21 protein-coding genes are annotated in these 21,980 nt (G+C 50.5%); all 21 read right to left on the bottom strand.

Features of this window, described 5'->3' with window-relative positions:
- Positions 1–48: 48 nt before the first annotated feature.
- Positions 49–1,110 (bottom strand): RNA polymerase sigma factor RpoD, encoded by a 1,062-nt coding sequence (gene rpoD, locus NQU17_03225; GenBank protein UUM13449.1) that lies wholly within the window; start codon positions 1,108–1,110, stop codon positions 49–51.
- A gap of 48 nt (positions 1,111–1,158) precedes the next feature.
- Positions 1,159–2,901 (bottom strand): DNA primase, encoded by a 1,743-nt coding sequence (gene dnaG / locus NQU17_03220; protein ID UUM12586.1) that lies wholly within the window; start codon positions 2,899–2,901, stop codon positions 1,159–1,161.
- Positions 2,902–2,982: 81 nt separating this feature from the next.
- Positions 2,983–4,005, bottom strand: a complete 1,023-nt coding sequence (locus NQU17_03215) for a deoxyguanosinetriphosphate triphosphohydrolase (GenBank protein UUM12585.1) — start codon at positions 4,003–4,005, stop codon at positions 2,983–2,985.
- A 63-nt stretch (positions 4,006–4,068) separates the two neighbouring features.
- Positions 4,069–5,886 (bottom strand): ABC transporter substrate-binding protein, encoded by a 1,818-nt coding sequence (locus tag NQU17_03210; protein ID UUM12584.1) that lies wholly within the window; start codon positions 5,884–5,886, stop codon positions 4,069–4,071.
- Positions 5,887–6,211: 325 nt separating this feature from the next.
- On the bottom strand, positions 6,212–8,851 hold the full coding sequence (gene ppdK, locus NQU17_03205; protein UUM12583.1) for a pyruvate, phosphate dikinase: 2,640 nt from the start codon (positions 8,849–8,851) through the stop codon (positions 6,212–6,214).
- A gap of 187 nt (positions 8,852–9,038) precedes the next feature.
- On the bottom strand, positions 9,039–9,350 hold the full coding sequence (locus NQU17_03200) for a hypothetical protein (protein ID UUM12582.1): 312 nt from the start codon (positions 9,348–9,350) through the stop codon (positions 9,039–9,041).
- Between the two features lie 154 nt (positions 9,351–9,504).
- On the bottom strand, positions 9,505–10,023 hold the full coding sequence (locus tag NQU17_03195; protein UUM12581.1) for a hypothetical protein: 519 nt from the start codon (positions 10,021–10,023) through the stop codon (positions 9,505–9,507).
- 38 nt (positions 10,024–10,061) lie between these two features.
- Complete coding sequence (gene recO, locus NQU17_03190) at positions 10,062–10,709, bottom strand: DNA repair protein RecO (GenBank protein UUM12580.1); 648 nt, start codon at positions 10,707–10,709, stop codon at positions 10,062–10,064.
- 2 nt (positions 10,710–10,711) lie between these two features.
- Entirely contained in the window at positions 10,712–11,599 is an 888-nt protein-coding gene (gene era, locus NQU17_03185) for a GTPase Era (protein UUM12579.1), read from the bottom strand.
- Positions 11,592–12,110 carry a cytidine deaminase gene (locus tag NQU17_03180; GenBank protein UUM12578.1) on the bottom strand — a complete coding sequence of 173 codons (519 nt, stop codon included), beginning with the start codon at positions 12,108–12,110 and terminating at the stop codon, positions 11,592–11,594. Before NQU17_03180 ends, era begins: the two co-directional genes overlap by 8 nt.
- Positions 12,111–12,158: 48 nt before the next feature.
- Positions 12,159–12,860 (bottom strand): diacylglycerol kinase, encoded by a 702-nt coding sequence (locus NQU17_03175; protein ID UUM13448.1) that lies wholly within the window; start codon positions 12,858–12,860, stop codon positions 12,159–12,161.
- Positions 12,854–13,357 carry an rRNA maturation RNase YbeY gene (gene ybeY, locus NQU17_03170; protein ID UUM12577.1) on the bottom strand — a complete coding sequence of 168 codons (504 nt, stop codon included), beginning with the start codon at positions 13,355–13,357 and terminating at the stop codon, positions 12,854–12,856. Before ybeY ends, NQU17_03175 begins: the two co-directional genes overlap by 7 nt.
- A 131-nt stretch (positions 13,358–13,488) precedes the next feature.
- Positions 13,489–13,941, bottom strand: a complete 453-nt coding sequence (locus tag NQU17_03165) for a GatB/YqeY domain-containing protein (GenBank protein ID UUM12576.1) — start codon at positions 13,939–13,941, stop codon at positions 13,489–13,491.
- Positions 13,942–13,958: 17 nt separating this feature from the next.
- The gene (gene rpsU / locus NQU17_03160) at positions 13,959–14,135 is read right to left on the bottom strand and encodes a 30S ribosomal protein S21 (protein UUM12575.1); all 177 of its coding nucleotides are present in this window, start codon (positions 14,133–14,135) and stop codon (positions 13,959–13,961) included.
- 103 nt (positions 14,136–14,238) lie between these two features.
- Positions 14,239–14,580, bottom strand: a complete 342-nt coding sequence (locus tag NQU17_03155; protein UUM12574.1) for a histidine triad nucleotide-binding protein — start codon at positions 14,578–14,580, stop codon at positions 14,239–14,241.
- Between the two features lie 95 nt (positions 14,581–14,675).
- Positions 14,676–14,879 carry a hypothetical protein gene (locus NQU17_03150; GenBank protein ID UUM12573.1) on the bottom strand — a complete coding sequence of 68 codons (204 nt, stop codon included), beginning with the start codon at positions 14,877–14,879 and terminating at the stop codon, positions 14,676–14,678.
- Between the two features lie 18 nt (positions 14,880–14,897).
- On the bottom strand, positions 14,898–16,010 hold the full coding sequence (locus NQU17_03145; protein UUM13447.1) for an ATP-binding cassette domain-containing protein: 1,113 nt from the start codon (positions 16,008–16,010) through the stop codon (positions 14,898–14,900).
- Positions 16,011–16,014: 4 nt separating this feature from the next.
- Positions 16,015–17,022, bottom strand: coding sequence for an ABC transporter ATP-binding protein (locus tag NQU17_03140; GenBank protein UUM12572.1), 1,008 nt, complete (start codon positions 17,020–17,022; stop codon positions 16,015–16,017).
- A 15-nt stretch (positions 17,023–17,037) separates the two neighbouring features.
- The gene (locus NQU17_03135) at positions 17,038–18,858 is read right to left on the bottom strand and encodes an ABC transporter permease subunit (GenBank protein ID UUM12571.1); all 1,821 of its coding nucleotides are present in this window, start codon (positions 18,856–18,858) and stop codon (positions 17,038–17,040) included.
- An 11-nt stretch (positions 18,859–18,869) separates the two neighbouring features.
- Positions 18,870–19,859 (bottom strand): ABC transporter permease, encoded by a 990-nt coding sequence (locus NQU17_03130; GenBank protein UUM12570.1) that lies wholly within the window; start codon positions 19,857–19,859, stop codon positions 18,870–18,872.
- A 95-nt stretch (positions 19,860–19,954) separates the two neighbouring features.
- Positions 19,955–21,961 (bottom strand): ABC transporter substrate-binding protein, encoded by a 2,007-nt coding sequence (locus NQU17_03125; GenBank protein UUM12569.1) that lies wholly within the window; start codon positions 21,959–21,961, stop codon positions 19,955–19,957.
- Positions 21,962–21,980: the final 19 nt, after the last annotated feature.

Genomic DNA, 21,980 nt, shown 5'->3' with positions numbered 1-21,980 from the left:
TGTCCGCTAAAAAAAGACTGCCCGGAGGCAGTCTTTTTCGGCTGGAACCTAGTCCAGGTAATCCTTCAGCTTCTTGGACCGCGATGGGTGCCTCAGTTTGCGCAGCGCTTTCGCTTCAATCTGCCGAATCCGCTCGCGAGTTACGTTGAACTCCTTGCCGACCTCTTCCAAGGTTCTGGCCCGACCGTCATCCAGGCCAAACCGAAGGCGCAGCACTTTTTCTTCCCGTGGTGTCAGAGTGTCAAGCACGCCCATGAGCTGTTCCTTGAGCATGGTGAAGGCTGCTGCTTCCGCGGGCGCCGGCGCGTCATGATCCTCAATGAAGTCCCCCAGATGGGAATCTTCTTCTTCGCCAATCGGTGTTTCCAGAGAAACGGGTTCCTGAGCGATTTTCATGATTTCCCGCACCTTATCGGCCGGCATGTCCATCATTTTGGCGATTTCTTCCGGCTGCGGAGCCCGGCCCAGTTCCTGAATCAGCTGTCGCTCAATCCGGATCAGCTTATTGATGGTCTCCACCATGTGCACCGGAATCCGGATGGTTCTGGCCTGATCCGCAATGGCACGGGTAATTGCCTGCCGGATCCACCAGGTGGCGTAGGTTGAGAATTTAAAGCCCTTGGTGAAGTCAAACTTCTCCACCGCTTTGATCAGACCCAGGTTGCCTTCCTGAATCAGGTCAAGGAACTGCATTCCCCGCCCAACGTAGCGCTTGGCGATGGAAACAACCAGTCTCAGGTTGGCTTCCGCCAGTTTCTGCTTGGCCACTTCATCTCCGGCTTCAATCCGCTTGGCCAGCTCCACTTCCTGCTCGGAGGTCAGCAGCGATACTTTTCCGATTTCCTTGAGGTACATCCGAACCGGATCATCGATGGAAATTCCTTCCGGAACAGACAGATCGACTTCTTCCTCTTCCGTTTCCTCATCCTTGCTCTCCTGGATGACTTCAACCCCCATGGCTTCAAGCCCTTCATAGATCCGCTCGATCTGGGCCGGGGTGACTTCTACATCTTCCAGTTCATCATTGATTTCGGCGTAGTTGAGCGAATGAGTCTTCTTCGCCTTGTCCAGCAGTCGATTGACAATGGAATTGAGAAAATCCCGATCCATGTCCTCTGCCTTGTCCAAATCAATTTTTTTGTTAATGCTGCCTACCATCTATTTACCTCCAAGTTCCTTCTGGATCTCCAAAAGCTCGCGGACTGCTTCCAACGACTCAGCCAGTCTGCCTTCTTTTTCCAGGACTTCAATTTCTTTTACCATGGCATTTTTTCTTGCCTTTAAATTGTAATAACGAACGGTCCGGATATAGTCCGTAATCAAACGATCCACTTCAATATCCGCTGGCAGATCCGATATGCCATAGATCTGCGCCCATTCCGACTGGTCCTCCACCTGAGTCAGCTGCGACATCAAAAATGCGTTGGCATTGTCTCCATCGTATGCTAACAGCAGTTCGAAAATCTTCTGGTGGGACCGTCCTGTGAGCTCCTCGACCTGGATATTTCGCCCTACCTCGTCATATCCCTGAGCCATCAGTTTGAGTAAGTAACGCTGAGCCTTGCGATGCCCCGATTCCACAAACCCGGCCGGACGGCTCGAGCTCATCCAGAGCTTACGGTCGTAGCCGGAATGAACCATGGACGAGATGGCTTCGCGGGAGACACCAGTCTCATCGGCCAGCTTGCCAACCCAGATATCCTTTTCGATCCCAGTCAACTTTTCCAGCACCGGTGCCAAATTCTTAAAATAAGTTACTTTGTCCTCTTCCCGGGAAAGATCCAGTCCTTCTTTGGCCAGATTGATCTGAAATTCGGTCAGGGATAGTGCTTTCTCCATCAGTTTCAGAAACGCTTCCCGGCCATGAGTTCGGATGTACTCATCCGGATCTTTGCCGTCCGGGATCAGAAGAATCCGGACTTCAAACCCTTCATGAACCAGGATCTCCAGTCCCCTCAGGGTGGCCTGCTGACCCGCCGTATCGGCATCGAAGGCGGTGATGACGCGCTTGACATATCGCTTCATCAGACGGGCCTGAATCGGAGTCAGCGCTGTTCCCAGGGCAGCCACGGCCTGATGAATTCCGGCCTGGTGGAGCGCAATGCAGTCCATGTAGCCTTCTACGATCAGCAGAGTACTTTCATCCCTGGCCATTTTCTTCAGGAAGAAGTTCATGCCGTACAGGTTGGTTCCTTTATGGAACAGCAGCGTCTCGGGTGAGTTGAGGTACTTGGGCTTGGAATCGTCCAGCACTCTGGCGCCAAATCCGGTGATGCGGCCCCTCGGATCGAATACGGGAAAGATCAGCCGGTTGCGAAACCGGTCATAGCATTTTCCCCGGTCCATGCCGGACATCAGACCGGAGGCCTTGATATCGGCATCCTGAAAGCCTTTCTGAATCAAGTGCCGGTAAAGGGCATCCCAGGAATCCGGAGCATACCCCAGCCCAAAGCGAGTCATGGTTTCCGGAGTAATTCCCCGCTTCAGAAAATAATCTCTGGCGGCTGGATTCTGACGCAGGTGATCAAAATAGAAGCGTGCGGCCGTTCGGTTGATGTTTTCCAGGGTTTCCCGAGCCTGCCTCTGGTCGGCCTGCTCTTCGTTCTCCTCCGGGATCTCGATGCCGGAACGCTGGGCTAAATGACGCACCGCTTCATCAAAAGTCAGATTCTGCGTCTTCATCAAGAACGTGAAGACATTACCCCCTTCGCCGCAGCCGAAGCATTTATAAATCTGCTTGGTTCTGGACACACTGAAGGACGGCGTTTTTTCCGAATGAAAGGGACAAAGACCGGTATAGTTGGCTCCGGTCCGCTTCAGTCGTACTTTTTCCTGAACGATTTCGACGATGTCACTTTGTTCTTTGATTTGTTCGATAATTGCTTCCGGTATGAATTTCATGGTTCTCCAGGCGCCATCGGACGGTGCCGATGGTCGTCGACATAGTATAACCCGCCAAATATATATTATAGCACAGACAATTTAAAGTGTGAAGCCAGGAATGAAAATCTGTTGGAAGACCGAGGTGGCAAAATCGTCCGTCATCCCGGCAATATAATCCGCCACCGCTCTTTCCCGACCTTCCTCAGCCATGATTTCCCGGTAGAGTGTCGGGAGTTCTTCTTCGTGGCTCATATAATGCTCAAACAGATTACTGATGATGAACTGCGCTTTATCCTTTTCCCTGGTCTGAGCCGGACCCAGATAGATATTCTCAAACATGAACCGGCGCAGTCCGATGAGAGCATCCCCCACCGCCGGACTGAGTCGAACCAGCAAATTCCCCTGAGCGATCTCAGCGGTGGTAGCAGTGACGCAGTCCCGCACCAGAGTGTCAATCCGCTTGGAGTGAGTCGGTCCCAGAACATCCAGAAATTCCTGCGGTACATCTTCGGGATCCATCATCCCGGCCCGTATGGAATCATCAATGTCATGATTGACGTAGGCAATTTTATCCGCGTATTTCGCAATCTGCGCTTCCAGACTCGATACAGCCACCTTGCCGCCCAGTCCTGAATGCTTCAGCACACCGTCCAGGACTTCCCGCGTCAGGTTCAAACCCTTCCCATCCCGTTCCAGGCGAGTCAGCACTCGGACACTCTGCTCAAAGTGGCGAAATCCGCCAGGCAGCAGCTGGTTGAGAATATCTTCCCCGTTATGTGCAAATGCCACGTGACCGATATCATGACCAAGGGTAATGGCTTCCACCAGATCCTCGTTCACCGCCAGCCCACGGGCAATGGTTCGGGCGATCTGACTGACTTCCAGGGTATGGGTCAGACGAGTCCGGTAATGGTCACCCGTAGAACGAATGTAGACCTGAGTCTTATGCTTGAGCCGGCGAAAGGATTTGGAGTGGATGATCCGATCCCGGTCGATCATGAAGCAGGTCCGAAAGTCATCCAGAGGTTCCGGACGCTCCCGCCCGAGAGAATCCCTGGAGTGAACCGCCTCGGGGATCAGAATCAGATTCTCATTGTGTTCAATCCGTTCTCTGATGTTCAATGTCATCCCTCCCATCAACAATGGTTTGTTCTATTATGACCGCAACCGTCCGATTTTATCGGTTTATTTTTTGAAAGCAGCCTGATCCAGGCCAAACCCGACGCCCGGGACATACTCCCCGGCCGGCAGTTCCACCCGGTCGCTGACCAGCCAGGCTGTATCATCCACAAACAGGGGCAGCATGGGCAGATCCCTGAGCAGAAGGGATTCCATTTCGGCCAGCTGATTCAGGCGCAGCGCAGGATCGGCAGTTCCTTTACCGGTCGAAGCTGTCAGCAGGTCGTCAAACCGTTGGTTCATCCAGCGATCCAGTTTGCCGGGGTAAGCACTGCCAAAGGCTGCCAGGGAGTTCCATGGATCCAGCGGATCCTGACCCATTCCGCCAAACCCCATATCATATTCGCCTTTCTGCAGCCGGTCATACAGCTGCTGCAAGGGCAGAGCAGTGATTCGAATGGTGAGTTTCCCTGAAAACAGCTGTTCCCAGCCTGATTTCAACAGTTCCCCCATCGCCAGCATCTGCTCATCTCCAGCCGGAATCAGTAGCTCCAGCTCTTCAGGTTTTGACCGGGCAATCACAGCTTCTGCCATCGTCCCTGCCTTATTGGGGTCGAAGACATTGGCCTGGTCCACATTTTTCTTGCCCTGGGCCGTCTTGCGGAAGGTTGTTCGCCTCCCGTTAAGTTCCACTTTAGAAATCGGTCCCAAAAACCCGGAACAGGAGCGATAACTGCCGAACAGTCCGACCGCGATTCCGGTTCGGTCTGTTCCCAAGTACAGGGTTTGACGGAAGTCCGGATCCCGGAGCAAAGCTGACTTCTCGGATGTCAGGTTTAAATAGATTCCCCAGACTGTACTGGATGGGGCAATCTGAAGGTTCGGGTCATTCTTCAACTGCTTATAATTCGCCCCGGACACCGGTAAAAGATCCAGAGTCCCGGCCCGGAATGCTTCCATTGCCTGCGTTCTGGATGCATAGATCCGCAAGACGAGGTAGTCCTGAGTAAAGTAAGCCGCATGAACCGGATCAAGTGCTGGGTCCTCCCGCCGCTTCAGGCGAAGCCCGGCTCCCGGGGTGTAATTCTCAATCACATAGGGTCCGGAGCAGATCAGCTCTTTCCAGCCATCGCCTTTGTCCAGGCTGGAGTGCACCAGAAAAGGCGTAGTCAGGCGAACCTGGATCTCATCAATTTTCATCGGCTGGTCCAGTGTAAGCCGCAGCGTCAAATCATCAACCGCCTGGAATCCGACCTGCGCGTAAGATGACAGGCTGCCGCTGAAAAATGATTTTCCATTCAAAATAGGCAGCTGTGTCAAAAATCGCGCTCCCGCATCCAATGCCTGTTTCGGATCCAGCAGGCTCTGCATGGCGGCTGCGTAGTCGTCAGCAGTAATGGAGCTGCCATCTGAAAAAGTCATGCCAGAGCGCAGCTTGATCAGAAAATGAGTTGCATCCTCTGCCGCAATCTCCGCGGATGCGTGGTAAGGAGCCGCGGTCGCTTCCCCTGAAACGGAATTCACCGTCATCACAAACAGTGAGCCATACAGGTACCGGGCCAACTCTTCTTCCGAGGACAGTCGGACCTGATGTGGGTGCAGAGACCCAATCGTTCCCAGGAGTCGTCGGCCAATTACTGAACCATCGGGAAAGTCCCCTTCTGACCAGGCTGTCGGCTGCGTCTTCGTGGCAGGCTGGCTGGATGCACCAGAGCTCTCCGCAGCGGTCCCTGACGCTCCAGTCGAACCCGGAGCCGAGACAGACCCGCCTGAGGTCTCAGGGAGCCTGGATGAGGATATAGGGGCTGCCGGCTGACATCCGGTAAAGAAGACCAGTAGTGTCAATAAGATCATTAATTTATGGAAGCGGGAAGTTAATTTCATGAGAGCCCTCTTATTCACAGAAATATCGATAGTTATTTTTATTATATGCTAATTCAGACAGAAACACAGCAAATCTTGATAAATCCCCCAGAGAGGGGGTCGACAACGGTTCCTCCTTCCGCCTGAAACAGCTCACCCCGACCGGTCAATTTGGAGCAGTGGATCACAGCTCAATACCTCCCAGATAATGGTTTGTCAGCCTAAAGACCAATGGTTCGCCGGTCTTGAAGAATTAGGTTCCTTTTTTCAATGAATAAAGATTCGCCGTTCCGGTTCTGCAGTACCGGGACGGCGAATCTTATGGATTAGAACTGATTGGTTTCAGTTATTTCTTTTCTCTGGGGAACTTGATCTGCGCCTGTGCAGCAGCCAGTCTGGCAAGCGGTACACGGAACGGTGAGCAGGAGACATAGTCAAGTCCGGTTTTGTGGAAGAATTCAACGGAAGATGGATCTCCGCCGTGTTCTCCGCAAACGCCAAGCTTGATGTCCGGTCTGGTCTTGCGGCCCAGCTCAACAGCGATCTCTACGAGACGGCCAACTCCGGTCTGGTCTACTTTCTGGAAAGGATCAAATTCGTAAATTTTCTTTTCATAGTAATCCTTCAGGAAGTTGCCTGCATCATCTCTGGAGAATCCGAAGGTCATCTGAGTCAGGTCATTTGTACCGAAGGAGAAGAATTCAGCTTCCCGGGCAATCTCATCAGCCGTGATGGCGGCTCTTGGGATTTCAATCATGGTACCAACGCTGTACTTCATGTCCTCTCCGGACTGTTTGATGATGGAATCAGCAGTGCGGACAACGATATCCTTGATGTACTTCATTTCCTTGACTTCGCCAACCAGCGGAATCATGAGTTCCGGAACGATGTTCAAGCCCTTTTCCTTACGCACTTCCAGAGCTGCTTCGATGATCGCTCTGGTCTGCATTTCAGCGATTTCCGGATAGGTAACGGCCAACCGGCATCCTCTGTGTCCCATCATCGGGTTAAATTCATGAAGGGAAGTGATGATATCCTTCAGTTCCTGTACTTCCATCTCCATGTCTTTTGCCAACGCCACGATGTCTGATTCATGGGTGGGCAGGAATTCATGCAGTGGTGGATCCAGGAAGCGGATGGTTGCCGGGCGGCCTTCCAATGCCTCATAGATGCCCTTGAAGTCTGCTTTCTGCATCGGCAGGATTTTGTCCAGGGCTTTCTTTCTGGCTTCCACAGTACGGGAAACGATCATTTCGCGCATTGCCGGAATCCGATCTTCGCCGAAGAACATGTGCTCGGTACGGGTCAGACCGATTCCTTCCGCTCCGAAGCGGACAGCCTGCTCGGTGTCGTGGGGTGTATCGGAATTGGTGCGAACCTTGAGAACACGAACTTCATCAGCCCAGCTCATAAAGGTTCCGAAATCACCGGAGATTTCCGGATCAACGGTTGCAATCTGCGCGCCATAGACATTTCCGGTGGATCCGTCCAGGGAGATGTAATCCTGATCGGTATAAAGCTTGTCGCCAGCCTTAACCGTACGGTTGGCTTCGTTGACAACAATGGAACCACAGCCGGCTACGCAGCAGGTTCCCATACCTCTGGCAACAACCGCTGCATGAGAAGTCATTCCGCCGCGAACGGTCAGAATTCCTTCAGCGGCAATCATGCCTTCGATATCCTCGGGTGAAGTCTCAAGACGAACCAAGATAACCTTTTCGCCTTTTTCTACACGTTCCTTGGCTTCAGCCGCAGTGAATGCGATCTTTCCGGTAGCGGCTCCGGGAGAAGCCGGCAGACCCTGTGCAATAACCTGAGCATTCTGCATCGCAGCTTCATCGAAAGCCGGGTGGAGAAGGGTGTCAAGCTGCTTGGGATCAACCTTAAGGAGTGCTTCTTCCTTCGTGTTGAGTCCTTCTTCAACCAGGTCAACCGCAATCTTGAGTGCTGCCTGCGCAGTTCTCTTGCCGTTTCTGGTCTGCAGGAAGTAGAGTTTGCCTTCTTCAATGGTAAATTCCATATCCTGCATATCGCGATAATGTTTTTCCAGCGTGTCAACGATGGAGACAAACTGCTGGTAAACTTCAGGCATCTGCTTATTAAGTTCTTCGATGGGGAACGGTGTCCGGATTCCGGCAACAACGTCCTCGCCCTGAGCATTCATCAGGTATTCAGCAAAAATCTTGTCTTCGCCCGTGGATGGGTTTCTGGAGAAGGCAACGCCAGTTCCTGATGTTTCGCCCTTGTTTCCAAAGACCATTGCCTGGACGTTGACTGCTGTACCCCAGGAATAAGGAATGTCATTGAGTCTTCTGTAGACATTCGCTCTGGGATTGTCCCAGGAACGGAAAACCGCAGTGACGGATTCAATCAGCTGCTCTTCCGGATCCTGCGGGAATTCCTGACCCTTGGCGCGGCTGTAGAATTCCTTGAACTTTCTGACCAGTTCCTTTAAGTCGTTGGCATCCAGCTCGGTATCGAGATGAACTCCCTTGGCTTCTTTCATGTGATCCATGATATGTTCGAAGTTTTTCTTTTCGATTTCCATAACGACGTCCGCGAACATCTGGATGAATCTTCTGTAAGAGTCATAAGCAAAGCGCTCATTTCCGGTTTCACGGGCCAGTACTTCAACTGTTTCGTCATTCAGACCCAGGTTCAGGATGGTATCCATCATGCCGGGCATGGAAGCTCTGGCTCCCGAACGTACAGAAACAAGGAGAGGATTGGTCTGTCCGCCGAACGTCTTTCCGGTGACTTCCTCAATGTTTGCCATGGCTTTGCGGATCTCTTCTTTTACTTCCTGTGCCAGCACTCGGCCGTCATTGTAGTACTTATTGCAAGCTTCCGTTGTTACCGTGAACCCCTGGGGGATCGGGATCCCCAATCCGGTCATTTCAGCCAGATTGGCGCCCTTGCCGCCGAGAAGGTTTTTCATTTTGGCGTTACCTTCTGTAAAAAGGTATACGTACTGTTTGTTTTCCATTCTCTTACCTCACTTATTTTTACTCTGAAACAGAGTGATTGATGAATGCCTAACATGGACTCATTAAAGCCCACAATCCACCACAAATTATACCATGAATTCCCACAGGATTAATCAAGTTTAACGATTATTCACGGATTGATGGGGTCGTTTATGATATTATTTTAGTTTCACCGCTGATACGTTTTCATTTTTTATTTTTTTTCGATTTTTGACAGCTCAGTTGGCAATTTTTTGATACCTTGCCCATTTTATGATGAACTGTCATTTTCTCTTCAGAATGGAATGTTCCAGCTCCACCGCATCGATCCAAATGAATTCCTGTCATCGCGTCCCGCGTAATCTCTGTGACTTTCTGTCCGAAGGACCTCCCACATGAAGTCTCATCGCGAACACTGAACTTTCTGCCTTCCCCGTCCAATTTCCACAGGTCTTCGCGGGTCTGTCCCCGGAAGTCCTGACATTCATCAGAATAATCTCTCTCAAAATAATCTCTCATCAAAAATCGTTATTTCAAGACCGGTTTTTCGATTCTGGATGTTCAGGACTGAATATCCTTGGACCGGAGGTTCAAGACGGATCACAAAAGGCAACCGTCCCCGAAAACAGCTCGTGGGTAGGTTGCCTTAGATATAGCTTGTGATGACAATGTTTTACAGCTTGATGGTAAAGTATCGGTCCCCGTGACTGGGTCCCTCTTTCTGGAATGCCTGATCTTTCATGTCCTGCAGGCGGTCATCCAGCCGTTCTCTGATCTCCTGAACATTGGCCGCTGCCTTACGAGAACGGCGAAAGACTGATTCATGGAGGCTGACTTCCCTCCCCTGACAGGTAAGCGCTGCATCCGTTCCGGACAGAAGGAGTGCTGCCCCGGCACCCAGCAGCAGTTTAGGGCGCTTCAGGCCGATCAGAGTGATGGCCAGGACAACGACTGCCGGCACTGTAACGAGATCTTGTCCTCCGCGGCGGAAAGTCACGGTCGGTCCGGTCAATCTGGCTCCGGTCTCCTCGACCTTCTCCCTGATCGGAATGCCGGAGCGTTCCTCCAGATCATCCAGGGCTTCCACGAGATTAAACTGATTCCGCTCCAGGGCGGCCTTGGCATCTTCATATGAGACACGGAGACGTTTCTTGATTTCATCGATGAGTTCCATCAAATCTTTGTTATCCATGCTAAGCTCTCCTGTAGATTATTTTATCGATACTCTCCTTAATAGGATGACTGAAGTATTTCCAGACTCTTTGGCTTGCGCTGAAAGTTTTCATCCAGCAGCTGTTTCGTCAGCTGACCGGCGATGGCCAGATCCGCCGCTTCACACACCTGCTGCATCATCTCCTCGAGAGGCTTGTTCAGAAGGTTTCGAATCAGCAGTCGGGCCGATTCGGGCATCCCCTGTGCCAGAGCCGGGTCCGGCAGGTTTCCGGTGCGCACCAGAGTCTTCATTTCGAAGGCTCGGGCCAGCTGTTCCACCGCAATGCCGGGCTGATCCAGAAGATACATTGCCTTCATCAGATCGAGAAAGAATCGTTCATTGACTTCATGATCGGGCATGGCGATATCGGTCAGTTCCAGAAAGTAGCTGCCATAGGCAATCCGGTCAAAATCAGTTTTCACGTGCGAAAACGAGTGGATGACAACCGCTTCGTTCAGCTGATAGAGACTCTTGCCCGGAAACAGTACAAAGTCACACAGCATCATGGGCTGTGCCGCCGCCTGAAACCGCCCATTGGTGCCGCGAGTCCCGCGGGCCAGGACGGAGATTTTACCGTACTCGAGGGTGAAGACATGGAGCAGGCGGTCTTTTTCCTTGTACTCCATGGTATTCAGGATTACGCCCCGGGTCTTGACCAGGTTCATGGCTACTTGCCTTTTTTATAGCCGTATTCAGCCAGGAAACCCGGATTGTCCCGCCAGTCCTTCCTGACTTTGACAAATGCCTTCAGGTTGACTTTCGTGCGGAAGAAATGTTCCAGATCTTGCCGGGCGTACATTCCGATTTTTTTCAGCGTCTGCCCGCCGCGACCGATAATAATGGGTTTATGGGATTCTTTTTCAGTCACAATATCCACTTCAATATCCAGGGTGCCATCCGGCCGTTCCTTCATGGAAGTGACATTGACGGCGATGCCGTGCGGTACTTCCTCATTGAGCAGGCGCAGAGCCTTTTCACGGACAGTCTCAGCCACAATGAACTTTTCCTGGACATCGGCCATAATATCTTTGGGATAGTAGGCCGGCCCTTCCGGAAGGTATTTTTTCATCAGGTCCATCAGCCGGGTGACATTTTTTCCGTGCAGCGCGCTGATTGGGATCATTTCGTTGAAATCAGCCAGTTTCTGATAAGCCAGGAGAGTCTGGGCCAGATTTTCCGGTTTCTTTTCATCCATTTTGTTGATGACCAGGAATTTGGGCGCGGAGCGGTGTTTCATCATTTCAATGATGAATTCGTCTCCCGGACCGGGTTCATCCGAATCGGTCAGAAAGAGAATCAAGTCCACTTCATTGGTGGAATCCGTCGCCCGGTTGACCATGTATTCTCCCAGCTTGTGCTTTGGTTTGTGCATTCCAGGAGTATCTACGAAGATGATCTGAGAATCGTTGTCGTTATAGATGGCCTGCATGGTGGTACGGGTTGTCTGAGGCTTACTGGACACAATGGCCAGCTTCTCGCCCATCAGGTTGTTGAGGAGAGTTGATTTGCCCACATTGGGCCGTCCGATGATCGTAACATAGCCAGATTTAAACATGGTCTTCCCTGCCTTCCAGATCCTGTTTGGTGAACGCCCCGGGAAGAATCTCCCCCAGGGTATGAAGATGATATTCCGAGCGGTTTTTGGCAACAATGACAACCATGTCTGGATCCCCGAATTCAGCCATTACCTGACGGCAGATCCCGCAGGGATAGGTGTAGTTTTCAGGATCGCCAGTGACTGCCAGGGCTTTAATTTTTTTAGCTCCCCCCTGCAGTGCGCAGAAAATGGCGGTGCGCTCCGCGCAGTTGGTGGCACCATAAGAGGCATTCTCAATGTTAAACCCTCCGACCAGCTCCCCGGATTCGGTCTGGACTGCCGACCCTACCGAAAACTGAGAATACGGCACATAAGCCTTCTCTTTTTTCGCAAGAGCCAGGTCAATCAATTCTTGTATCTTTATTTCCATGAAATCAATCCTTTCTGATGTTGAAAATGATGTGTCTGAATTAACAGCGGCAAACCGGTGACTGATGGCGTCAGGGCCGCTCCAGAAGCTGGCAGGCATCGCTCACGGCGTGCCGCCACTCTTCCTTCGACTTGACCATCTGAGGCTCTAGAAGCCGAACAGACGGAACAGGAGCAGGGTGCTGGCAAAGCCAAGCAGCGCACCCGCGAAAACCTCCCAGAAGGTATGAACGCGGGTATCAATCCGGCTTTGTGCCACGACAACTGCCATGATAAAGGACAATGTGACCACAATCGGATTCTCTGTCACGTAGCTCATCATCGTGGCCAGCGCGAAGGCAATGGCCGTATGGCCTGATGGCATGCCGCCGCGCAGCGGGGTGCCGTCACCGACATGAGCTTTGATATAGAGAACCAGGAAGGTCACGATCCCGAGGATTGCGAAGGCAAAATACGGGCTTGAAGTCTTAATCAGGACGATTCCGCCATAGGTCATCTGCGTGATCGGCGTCCAGAAAACCAGGACGCCGATGCTGACCGCGTTGATGGCAGTAACCAAAACAGCGGCTGCCGCCGTATTTTTGGCAATTTTAACAAGCGGGTGGTAATAGTTGGTCGTCGCGTCCACGGCCGATTCCAGCGCTGTGTTGATCAACTCGGCTGTGATGACCAGTGTGACGGCTATGAGCAGGATCAATATTTCCACTTTGGAAACCTTGAAGACCAGTGAAGCGATCAGAACTACAATAGCGGATAGCACATGGATGCGCATATTGCGCTGCGTCCGAATGGCGTAGATCAGTCCGTGAATCGCATAATTAAAACTGTCAGTCAAACCCCGCTTCACGATCGGCTCACTCCAATCAATGCCATATAATGCTGCTCCCTGGCAACCATTCGTTCCCGGTCGGCGGCGTTCATATGGTCGTACCCCAACAGATGGAGCAGCGAGTGTACAAACAGGAACACCATCTCCCGCTGGATCGAGTGGCCATAATCCACCGCCTGACTGATTGCCCGCTCTGTCGAGATAATGACATCGCCCAGCAACAGACGGTCATCCAGGAACAGATCGTCCGTCAGATCATGTTCGGTATACTGCTCCGAAAAAACCGCTCCTTCTTCAAAGGCCAGCACCGGAAAAGACAGGACGTCCGTTGCTGTGTCGAGGCTGCGATAATCACGGTTAAGTTCCTGGATCGCCTGATTGTCGACGAGATACAGACTTACTTCCGGTTCATAATCCACGCCTTCGCCTTCAGCGACGACATTGAGTGCTTCATTCAATTTATCGATCAGTTCACGTGCAGGCTCAAGCAGAGTCTGATCGTTTTCCAGATTCAGCATAAGCTTCCTCCCATCCAGTGTATTTCGCTTACTTCTATGATACACGAAACCGCATCCGTTCACATCAGAAATTCAGTCTTGGCCAGTGATGCAAAAGGACAAAAAAAGACTTACCCACGAACGGGATAAGCCTAGTTTTGTTCATTCAGATACTTTTTAACGAGTTCACTCACCAGTTTGCCATCGGCTTTCCCTGTTGTCAGGGGCCGTACCGCACCCATGAGCTTGCCCATATCCTTTATGTTATTTGCGCCCAAAAGCGTAGCCTGCTCTTTAATCAATGAAGCGATTTCGGATTCGGTCAACTGTTCCGGCATATAGCGCAACAGTGTTTCAATTTCGAAATTAGCCTGATCGACCAGATCCTGCCGGTTGCCCCGCTGGAATTCCGTGAGAGCCTCACGACGCTGCTTGATTTCTCTGGCTAAAATTTGAAGGGCTTCGGGATCTTCAACCTTACGGTTATCAGTTTTCTCTACCTGCAAAATTGCAGCCTTCGCCATATTCAAAATATTGCTCAGATTCTTGTCTTTCTCCTTCATGGCCTGAATCCAGTCCCGTTGGAGCATCTCTTTTATCGTCATTTTTCTCTACCTCGAAGTTACTTGAACTTTCTCTTTCTGGCAGCTTCTGACTTCTTCTTTCTCTTTACGCTCGGTTTCTCGTAGTGCTCTCTCTTCCGGACCTCACTGAGAACTCCGGCTCTGGCACACTTCTTCTTGAATCTTCTGAGAGCTGACTCTAAAGTTTCGTTCTCTCCAACCTTGATTTCTGACATTATTTATCCCTCCCTCCGCTAGCAAAAAATTTAAACATTTCAGCCCTGCGGGGCAAAATAACACATCAGTTATTATACCCCGAACAGAGCTAAACGTCAACACCTAACCGGGAGGCCAATTCATACTTCTTCCGCCTAATATGTGGAAATGAAGGTGGGGCACCGTCTGCTGGGCATTCCGACCAACATTGGAAACGACCCGATAGCCGTTTTCGTTGAGACCTTTGTCATTGGCCAGGATCGCTATGATCTTCAGAACATGTCCCAGAATCCGCTGATCCGCCTCAGTGATATCTGCGATGGATGGGATGTGATGTTTGGGGACAACGAGAAAATGAACGGGTGCCTGGGGATTGATGTCATTGAATGCGACACAGTATTCATCCTCATGGATGATTTCTGCTGGAACTCGGCCATGTGCAATTTCACAAAATAAACAATCCATTGTTTCACCTCCTGTCATAGTTCTATTATACTACCTAATTCTTTTGAAAGCATTAAAATAACAGCAGACGAGAATCTCGTCTGCTGTTCATGGAGTTAACCAAGACTCAGAATCAGTACAACCAGCAGGATGATGCCCAGGAACAAGGGAAGGAAAAACTTGTAAGCGCCCAGCACCATGGCCAGGAAGTCGCTTCGCTCCATTTCTTCTTCCATTGTTGTCCGGAAATTCTCCTCGTCGACCGGATGATCTTGATCTTTAACGGCATCAAATGCCTCATCAATTTTTTTCTTGAACATGCTTCTCCGATGAATCGATTATTGAACTTCGTCCGCGAGAGTGATGTCAATGGTCTTGGCCCGATCTTCCTGCTTCAGCAGCGGGAAGTGGCAGGCAACCATGTGATTGGGGCGAATTTCACGGAGTTCAGGCACTTCTGTCTTGCAGCGTTCCTGAGCGAACTGGCATCTGGTGTGGAACTTGCAGCCTGCCGGTGGGTTGATCGGTGAAGGAATATCCCCTTCCAGGATCTTGATCTCCACTTTTTCCTTCAGATCCGTTGTCGGGATAGCCGACAGCAGAGCTTCCGTATAGGGATGGAGGCGGTTTGCGAAAAGTTCCTTGGTGTCCGTCAGCTCGACCAGGTTGCCCAGGTACATAACGCCGACACGGTCGGAAATGTACTTAATGACAGACAGGTCATGAGAGATGAACAGGTACGTCAGCTTATGGCGTTCCTTGAGGTCCAGCAGCAGGTTGATAACCTGGGACTGAATGGAAACGTCAAGTGCGGAAACCGGTTCATCAGCGACGATGAACTTGGGATTCAGTGCGACTGCCCGGGCAATACCGATACGCTGACGCTGTCCGCCGGAGAACTGGTGGGGATAACGGTGTACGAAATAGGGCTGGAGGCCGCATTTTTCCATAACATCCAGGATATACTTCTGGCTTTCTTCATCATCTTTTTCGATAATGCCATTTGCCTTCAGTCCTTCTGAGATGATCTGACCAACCGTCATTCTGGGATTCAGTGATGAATAAGGATCCTGGAAAATGATCTGAAGATCTTTCCGGTACTTTCTCATCTGATCGCGGTTCAGCTTCGCCAGGTCGATTCCTTCCGGATGTTCCGGGTCACCGTAATAGAGGATTTCGCCTTTGGTCAGGGGATAAAGCTGAAGCAGCGTGCGACCAAGGGTTGATTTTCCGCAACCTGATTCTCCAACCAGGCCCAGTGTTTCTCCCTCGAAAATATCCAAATCAACCCCTTCATTGGCCCGGACAAACAGGGCTTCCTTCTGGAAGATGGATGATTTCTTTAATGGGAAGTATTTCGTGAAATCCTTCAGACGGAACAGCAGTTTTTTTCCATCAGTCGAGTTCCCCGCAGCAGCGGTTTCCGGCTGATTGTTCTTAACATCATTCATTGGTTTATTTTGCATTTTGCTCACCTGAACGGACCCCCTTTTCCGGATAGAAACATCTTACTTCATGCTGATCTTCCAGCAGAAGCAGTTCCGGTTCTTCGTTTTGGCATTTTTCTGTCGCATATTTGCAGCGTGGTGCAAACTTACAGCCCTTAGGCAGATTCAGGGGATGCGGAACCGCTCCCGGGATCGGCTCAAGTCTCGTATCTACCGGGGTGTCGAGCCGCGGGATGGAGAACAGAAGGCCTTCGGTATAGGGATGTCTGTATTTGGAGTTGGTTTCATCAAAGATGGTGCGAACCGGGGCTTTTTCAACAACCTGACCACAGTACATGACGACAACGTCATCAGCCATTTCGTTGATAACCGCCAGATCATGAGTAACAAAGATGATGGAAGTTCCCTTGCGGGCCTTCAGATCATTCATCAGCTTCAGTATCTGAGCCTGGATTGTTACGTCCAGCGCGGTAGTAGGTTCATCCGCGATCAGCAGCTTCGGTTCGCAGGCCAGTGCCATAGCGATCATGACACGCTGACGCATACCGCCGGACAGCTGATGAGGATACTGCTTGGTTACTTTGGCAGGATTCGGAATCCGAACCTGTTTGAGCATTTCGATGGTCTTTTTGGCTGCTTCGCTCTTGTTGAGTCCCTGATGAATCATCAAAGGCTCAGAAATCTGACGCTCAATGGTGAACACCGGGTTCAGCGAAGTCATGGGTTCCTGGAAAATAACTGAAATGTCGTTTCCACGAATTTTTTCCATTTCTTTCAGCGGAATGTGAACCATGTCTTTTCCGTCGAATGTGATGTCACCCGAATCAATATAGCCATTTCCATCCAGAAGACGGATGATGCTCATAACAGAAACGGATTTTCCGGAGCCTGATTCACCAACAACACCTAATGTCTTCCCTGCTTCAACCACATAGTCGACATCATTAACTGCTTTAACAACACCTTTTTTCGTTTTGAAATAGGTATGTAAATTTTTAATCTCTAATAACGGCATAACCTGTTCTCCTTTCTACCTTTCCTGCGATTTCGGATCGATGGCATCGTCCAGTCCGGTTCCGATGAGGTTAATACAAATGATGCAGATGGAAAGGATCAGCGCAGGGAATACCCATCTCCACCAGAAATTCTGAATAACCGTGGAGTTGTTGGCACCGAACAGCATGTTGCCCCAGGTTGGCTGTGGCGGCTGTACCCCGAAGCCCAGGAAGGACAACGTTGCTTCGTAGAGCAGGTAGCCGGCAAAGTCCAAAGTGGCGGAAACAATGATTACTGAGATAACGTTAGGAATAATGTGCTGGAATACGATTCCCAGTTCCTTAATACCCATGGCTCTGGCCGCGGTAACAAACTCCTGTTCACGCAGTGACAGAACCTGAGCACGAATCAGACGCATCAGGCCGGTCCAGCCGAGGAACCCGAGAAGAACCATGATCAGGTAAACTTTCTGAGTTGAGGTGAACTTATTCCCCCAGACAGAGTTTAACAGAATGATCGTTGGCAGGAAGGGGAACGAGGAAATGATTTCCGCGAACCGCTGGATGAACATGTCGACTTTGCCTCCGAAGTATCCGGAGATGCCGCCCAATGCCATACCAATAAGTGTGGAAATAATGACAGCTAACGTACCGATGGTCAGAGACAGTCTGCCGCCGTTGATGATACGGGTCAGAACGTCACGGCCGAATTCATCCGTTCCCAGGAGATACCCTTTCATACCGAAGGAATTAAGCTGACCATCAGCTGTTATGTAGTAATTCTGATAGAATCCGGAAGCGATCATCTTCGCGTTTGTAACACCTGAAGGAACAGCGATCTGCCGCTGGTCATCTTCACCCCAGGCAACGATTGAACCATTTTCCAGAACGGTGGCGTAATGGTACAGCCCGCCTGAAATTGCCACTGGCTTGGAAGTGAATTCAGGAAGTTCCTGACCCGTCCGATAGCTCAGATTTCCCCAGTCGATGACCTTTCCATCTTCACGGATGGCTGCGAAAGACTTAGAGGTGGCAGCAATATCAATAAACTTGCCTGCCGGCGGTTTGGAGAATGTGTTCGCTTGAGTTCCAAGGTAAACAATCGTTCCATCTTTGGTCAGGGCTGACACAACATCGGTGGTAATTGCCACTTTGTCGATCTGTCCCTGATACTGATGGAAGTCGTTGTAGTCAAAGTTCATCACATTGCCCCAGGCTGCGGTCGTACCGTCTTCCAGAACAACCAGTGAGAACTTGTAACCTGCATGAACCGATTTGATCTTAGCATTTCTCAGCTGAGGCGGAATCCGGGTCTGTCCGTTTCGGGAGTTGCCCCATGCCCAAAGCTTGCCATCGGCACCCAATGCCAAAACATGGTCATAGCCGGCAGCTACCTGAACCAGGTTATTCATGCCAGCGGGTTTCTTTGCTTCAAGGTCAGGCATGGCGAACAGCGCTTTCTGCCCCCAGGCATGGAAATTTCCATCCTTGTCGATGCCAACACCGAACGTGCTTCCGACAGCGACATCTCTGGCACCGGTTTTCATGATTTCCGGGAACTCCATGAAGTTCTGTGACGGAGGCAGATCCGCCTGCATCGGTTCATTGTATCCAAGATCGATGCGGTAGAAGTACGGTGCGATAAACATGAAGGCCGCAATCAGTACGAACACAATCAGCGCGCCCATGGACAGTCTGTTTGAGGCAAAGGTTTTGACTACGGTCCGCCATGGCGTCTGGATCTGTTCTTCCTGATAGATGTTCAGGTTCTTTTTCTTCTTGCCGAACAAGCCCTTTTTGGGCGCAGCGGCTTTCTGCTCATTATTTCCGTTTGTTTTTTTCAATTCTTCTGACATTTGTCTTCCCCCTACGCGTTGATCCGGACACGTGGGTCTACCAGACCGAATGTCAAGTCAATGATGAGATTGGATCCCAAGGCCAAAAGTACATAGAACATCTGGATACCGAGTCCAACTGACCAGTCCTGATTTCTTAAAGCCGTGATGAAGGTATTTCCCATTCCGTTCAGTCCAAACATGCTTTCTACAACGATGGATCCATAGAAAATGGACAGAACCCATCCGATCAGAAGTGTTACGACCGGCAGGAGCGCATTGCGCCAGGCGTGGGAGAAAATAACGGCCTTCTCAGAGAGACCTTTTGCGCGGGCGGTTTTAATGTAATCCATGGAAAGTGAGCTGACCATGGCAGAACGGATATACCGCGTGGTGCTGGCCATGGAAGACATAACCAGGATTGCAACAGGCAGAACTAAGTGCCAAAGAATATCCTTGGTCTCAGCCCATTGCGTGGCTGCCTGCAGATTCGGGGTTTTCCAACCACTGACAGGGAACCAGCCGAGTTTAACGGCGAAGAAGTATATCAATACCAAAGCAGTAACAAAGGACGGGATCGAAACACCTACCAATGTTGCTACTTGGATAATTCTGTCGAAAACAGTGTTTTTCTTGACGGCCATCGCGATTCCCAGCGGAATGGTGATGAGCAATCCGAAAAAGACAACGAACAGGTTCATCAGAACCGTATTCTTCAACGGCACCTTGATGACATCCATAACTGGTTTGTTGTAGAGTGTTGAAGTTCCAAGATCAAGTGTGATCAGTCTGGAAAACCATTTCCAGTATCTGAGTGGCAGCGGGTCGTCCAGACCCATCTGGGCTCTTGTGATCGCATACATCTTTTGGAAGGCTTCCGGAGACATGGTGGATTTCAAAGGATAGACCTTAGCCATCGCTGGGTCACCGGGAACGCTGTTATACATGAAAAAGATGATAACGGACAAGGCAACGAATACAAGTACGATATACATGAATCGCTTCAGTATATATTTCGCCATTTTTTTCTCCCCCTCGTTTTAATCAATTTCTCTTTTAACGTGCAAATGAGGCCTTAAAAAGCCTCATTTGCTTCGTTAAAAGAATTATTTAGGTCTTAGTCCTGAACTGTTGCGTAGAGGATGGAATCCACTAAGCCACCGGTTGCGGAGGACTCGTAATTCTGAATCTTCGCATTGAAGAAGTCATGGATCTGGTTGGAATACAGTGGGAGGTCCGGAAGCAGTTCGTTCCATCTTGCGATGTAGTTCTGCCATCCTTCAAGGAATTTTTCCTTTTCGGTCGGAGCCACTTTCCAGAATCCTTCAGCCAGTTCTTCGAGCTGCTTGTCAACGATGAAGTTGGTGTTGTAGCCCTGAGCCAGTTTCTTCTCATCGGTTGTGTACTCATCTCTTGGTACATAACCAACTGGGAAGTTGGAAGCGAAGTTGAACATGTTGAATTCCTTAGCGCCGTATTTTTCACCCTGTGAAGCATCTCTGTAAACATAGTTCAGGAGTTCTTCGAAGGTCATAACGGTCTGCTGGATTTCCATACCGGCAGCAGCCACATCAGTGGACTTCTGCAGCTGGGTTACAAGCAGTTCGGAAACAGCGTTGTTCTCAGAGGATCCCCATTTGATGATGAGCGGCATGAACTCGCCCTTCTTGTCCGGGTTCTCTTTGTATCTCAGGCCAGTTCCGGAGTATGGTTTTCCATCCTTGTCCAGGTTCCAGCCGGCTTTGTCAAGGAGTTCCTTGGCAGCATTCAGGTCGTATGCATACTGGTTCAGTCTCGGTGCCAGGGCAGCCTGAGATTCTTTGTAGAACCACTGGCCTTCGCCGTAAGGTCCGTTAACAACAGTTCCAAATCCGCCAGTGAATGCCTGGGTGAACTTGTTTCTGTCCAGCAGGTGAGCAATCGCCTGTCTGACTTCTACATCCTTGGTCGGATATACGTCAGCTACGAAAGCGAGCTTTCCGTATCCTGCTCTGGGATATGCGAAGTAGTTGAACTTGTTGGATCCGTCTTCAACCAGGGTGAATCCTGCGTTGATTTCAGTTCCGGACATCATGTGGGTCAGAAGGTCAACTCCGCCGGTCTTCAGTTCATCCATAGCGGTTGCGGATGTGATGTGTCTGAAGATTACAGTGTTGATGGAAGGTTTCTTGCCTTCCCAGTTTCCAACATACTTGTCATTGATCTCAAGGACCATGATCTTGGAAGTCGGATCCCATTCCTTAACTTTGTAAGGGCCTGAAGCCGGTCTGTCCGGGTTGTTCTTCGCGCTTTCAATCGCCTTACCAAAGTTTTCTTCGGTGAAGTTGTCGCTGAAGTATGCACCCTTGCCGTCATCCTTGATCTCAACCTTGCCTGCTGCTGAATTGTTCAGCCAGTAGTCCAGATGAGTCGGTCCAACGGAAGCCTGGGTCAGTTCATAGAAGGAAGGAACGTATTCCTTATCGATGGTTACGGAGAACGTTTTGTCATCGATGAGGCGAACGCCTGAGAATTCCTTTGTTTTGCCTTCGAGGAAGTCAGCGTATCCTACATAGTAGTTACCATAGGTAGGCTTCGCATTAAGTTTCTGAAGGACCGGTGAGGAGAAAAGAAGGATCGATGCAACATAGTTGGTTGCGGTGATCGGAGTACCATCAGAGAATACCATACCATCATTGATTTTGAACTCGTAGGTTTTGGTACCATCTGCATTTTCGGTCACTTTGTGCTCTGCTACAACAGATTTGTTGATGAGCAGTTCGCCGTCCATTTTGGCTTCAACAGTTGCAGCACCTTCAACAAATGTCTTGATGTCGTTGTCGGTTGCATTGTTCTGCCACCAGGGAGGAGCAAAGTCACCGGTCGGCTCGGTTGTTGTTCCGATGATGACGGTGTTCTTGCCAGGGGTCTTGATGATGTCCGGTCTCTCGACCAGTGAGGCTGCCGTCAGCGGAGTCGTGGAGTCTGCAGTGGTTGTACCTGCAGGGGTTGAGTCCGCGGTTGTGGTTGACGGAGTTGATCCACCTGTTGTCGGCTGGGTAGCTGGGGTTGATGGTGTACAACCGGCAAGCACTGAGGCAGCCATAACGACAGGCAAAAGAAGTGATACGATTCTTTTCTTCATTAACTAATCCTCCTTAAGA

The organism is Clostridiaceae bacterium HFYG-1003, assembly GCA_024579835.1.
Classification (GTDB): Bacteria; Bacillota; Clostridia; order Clostridiales; family Clostridiaceae; genus JG1575.
This window is presented reverse-complemented; position numbering and strand designations above follow the sequence as displayed.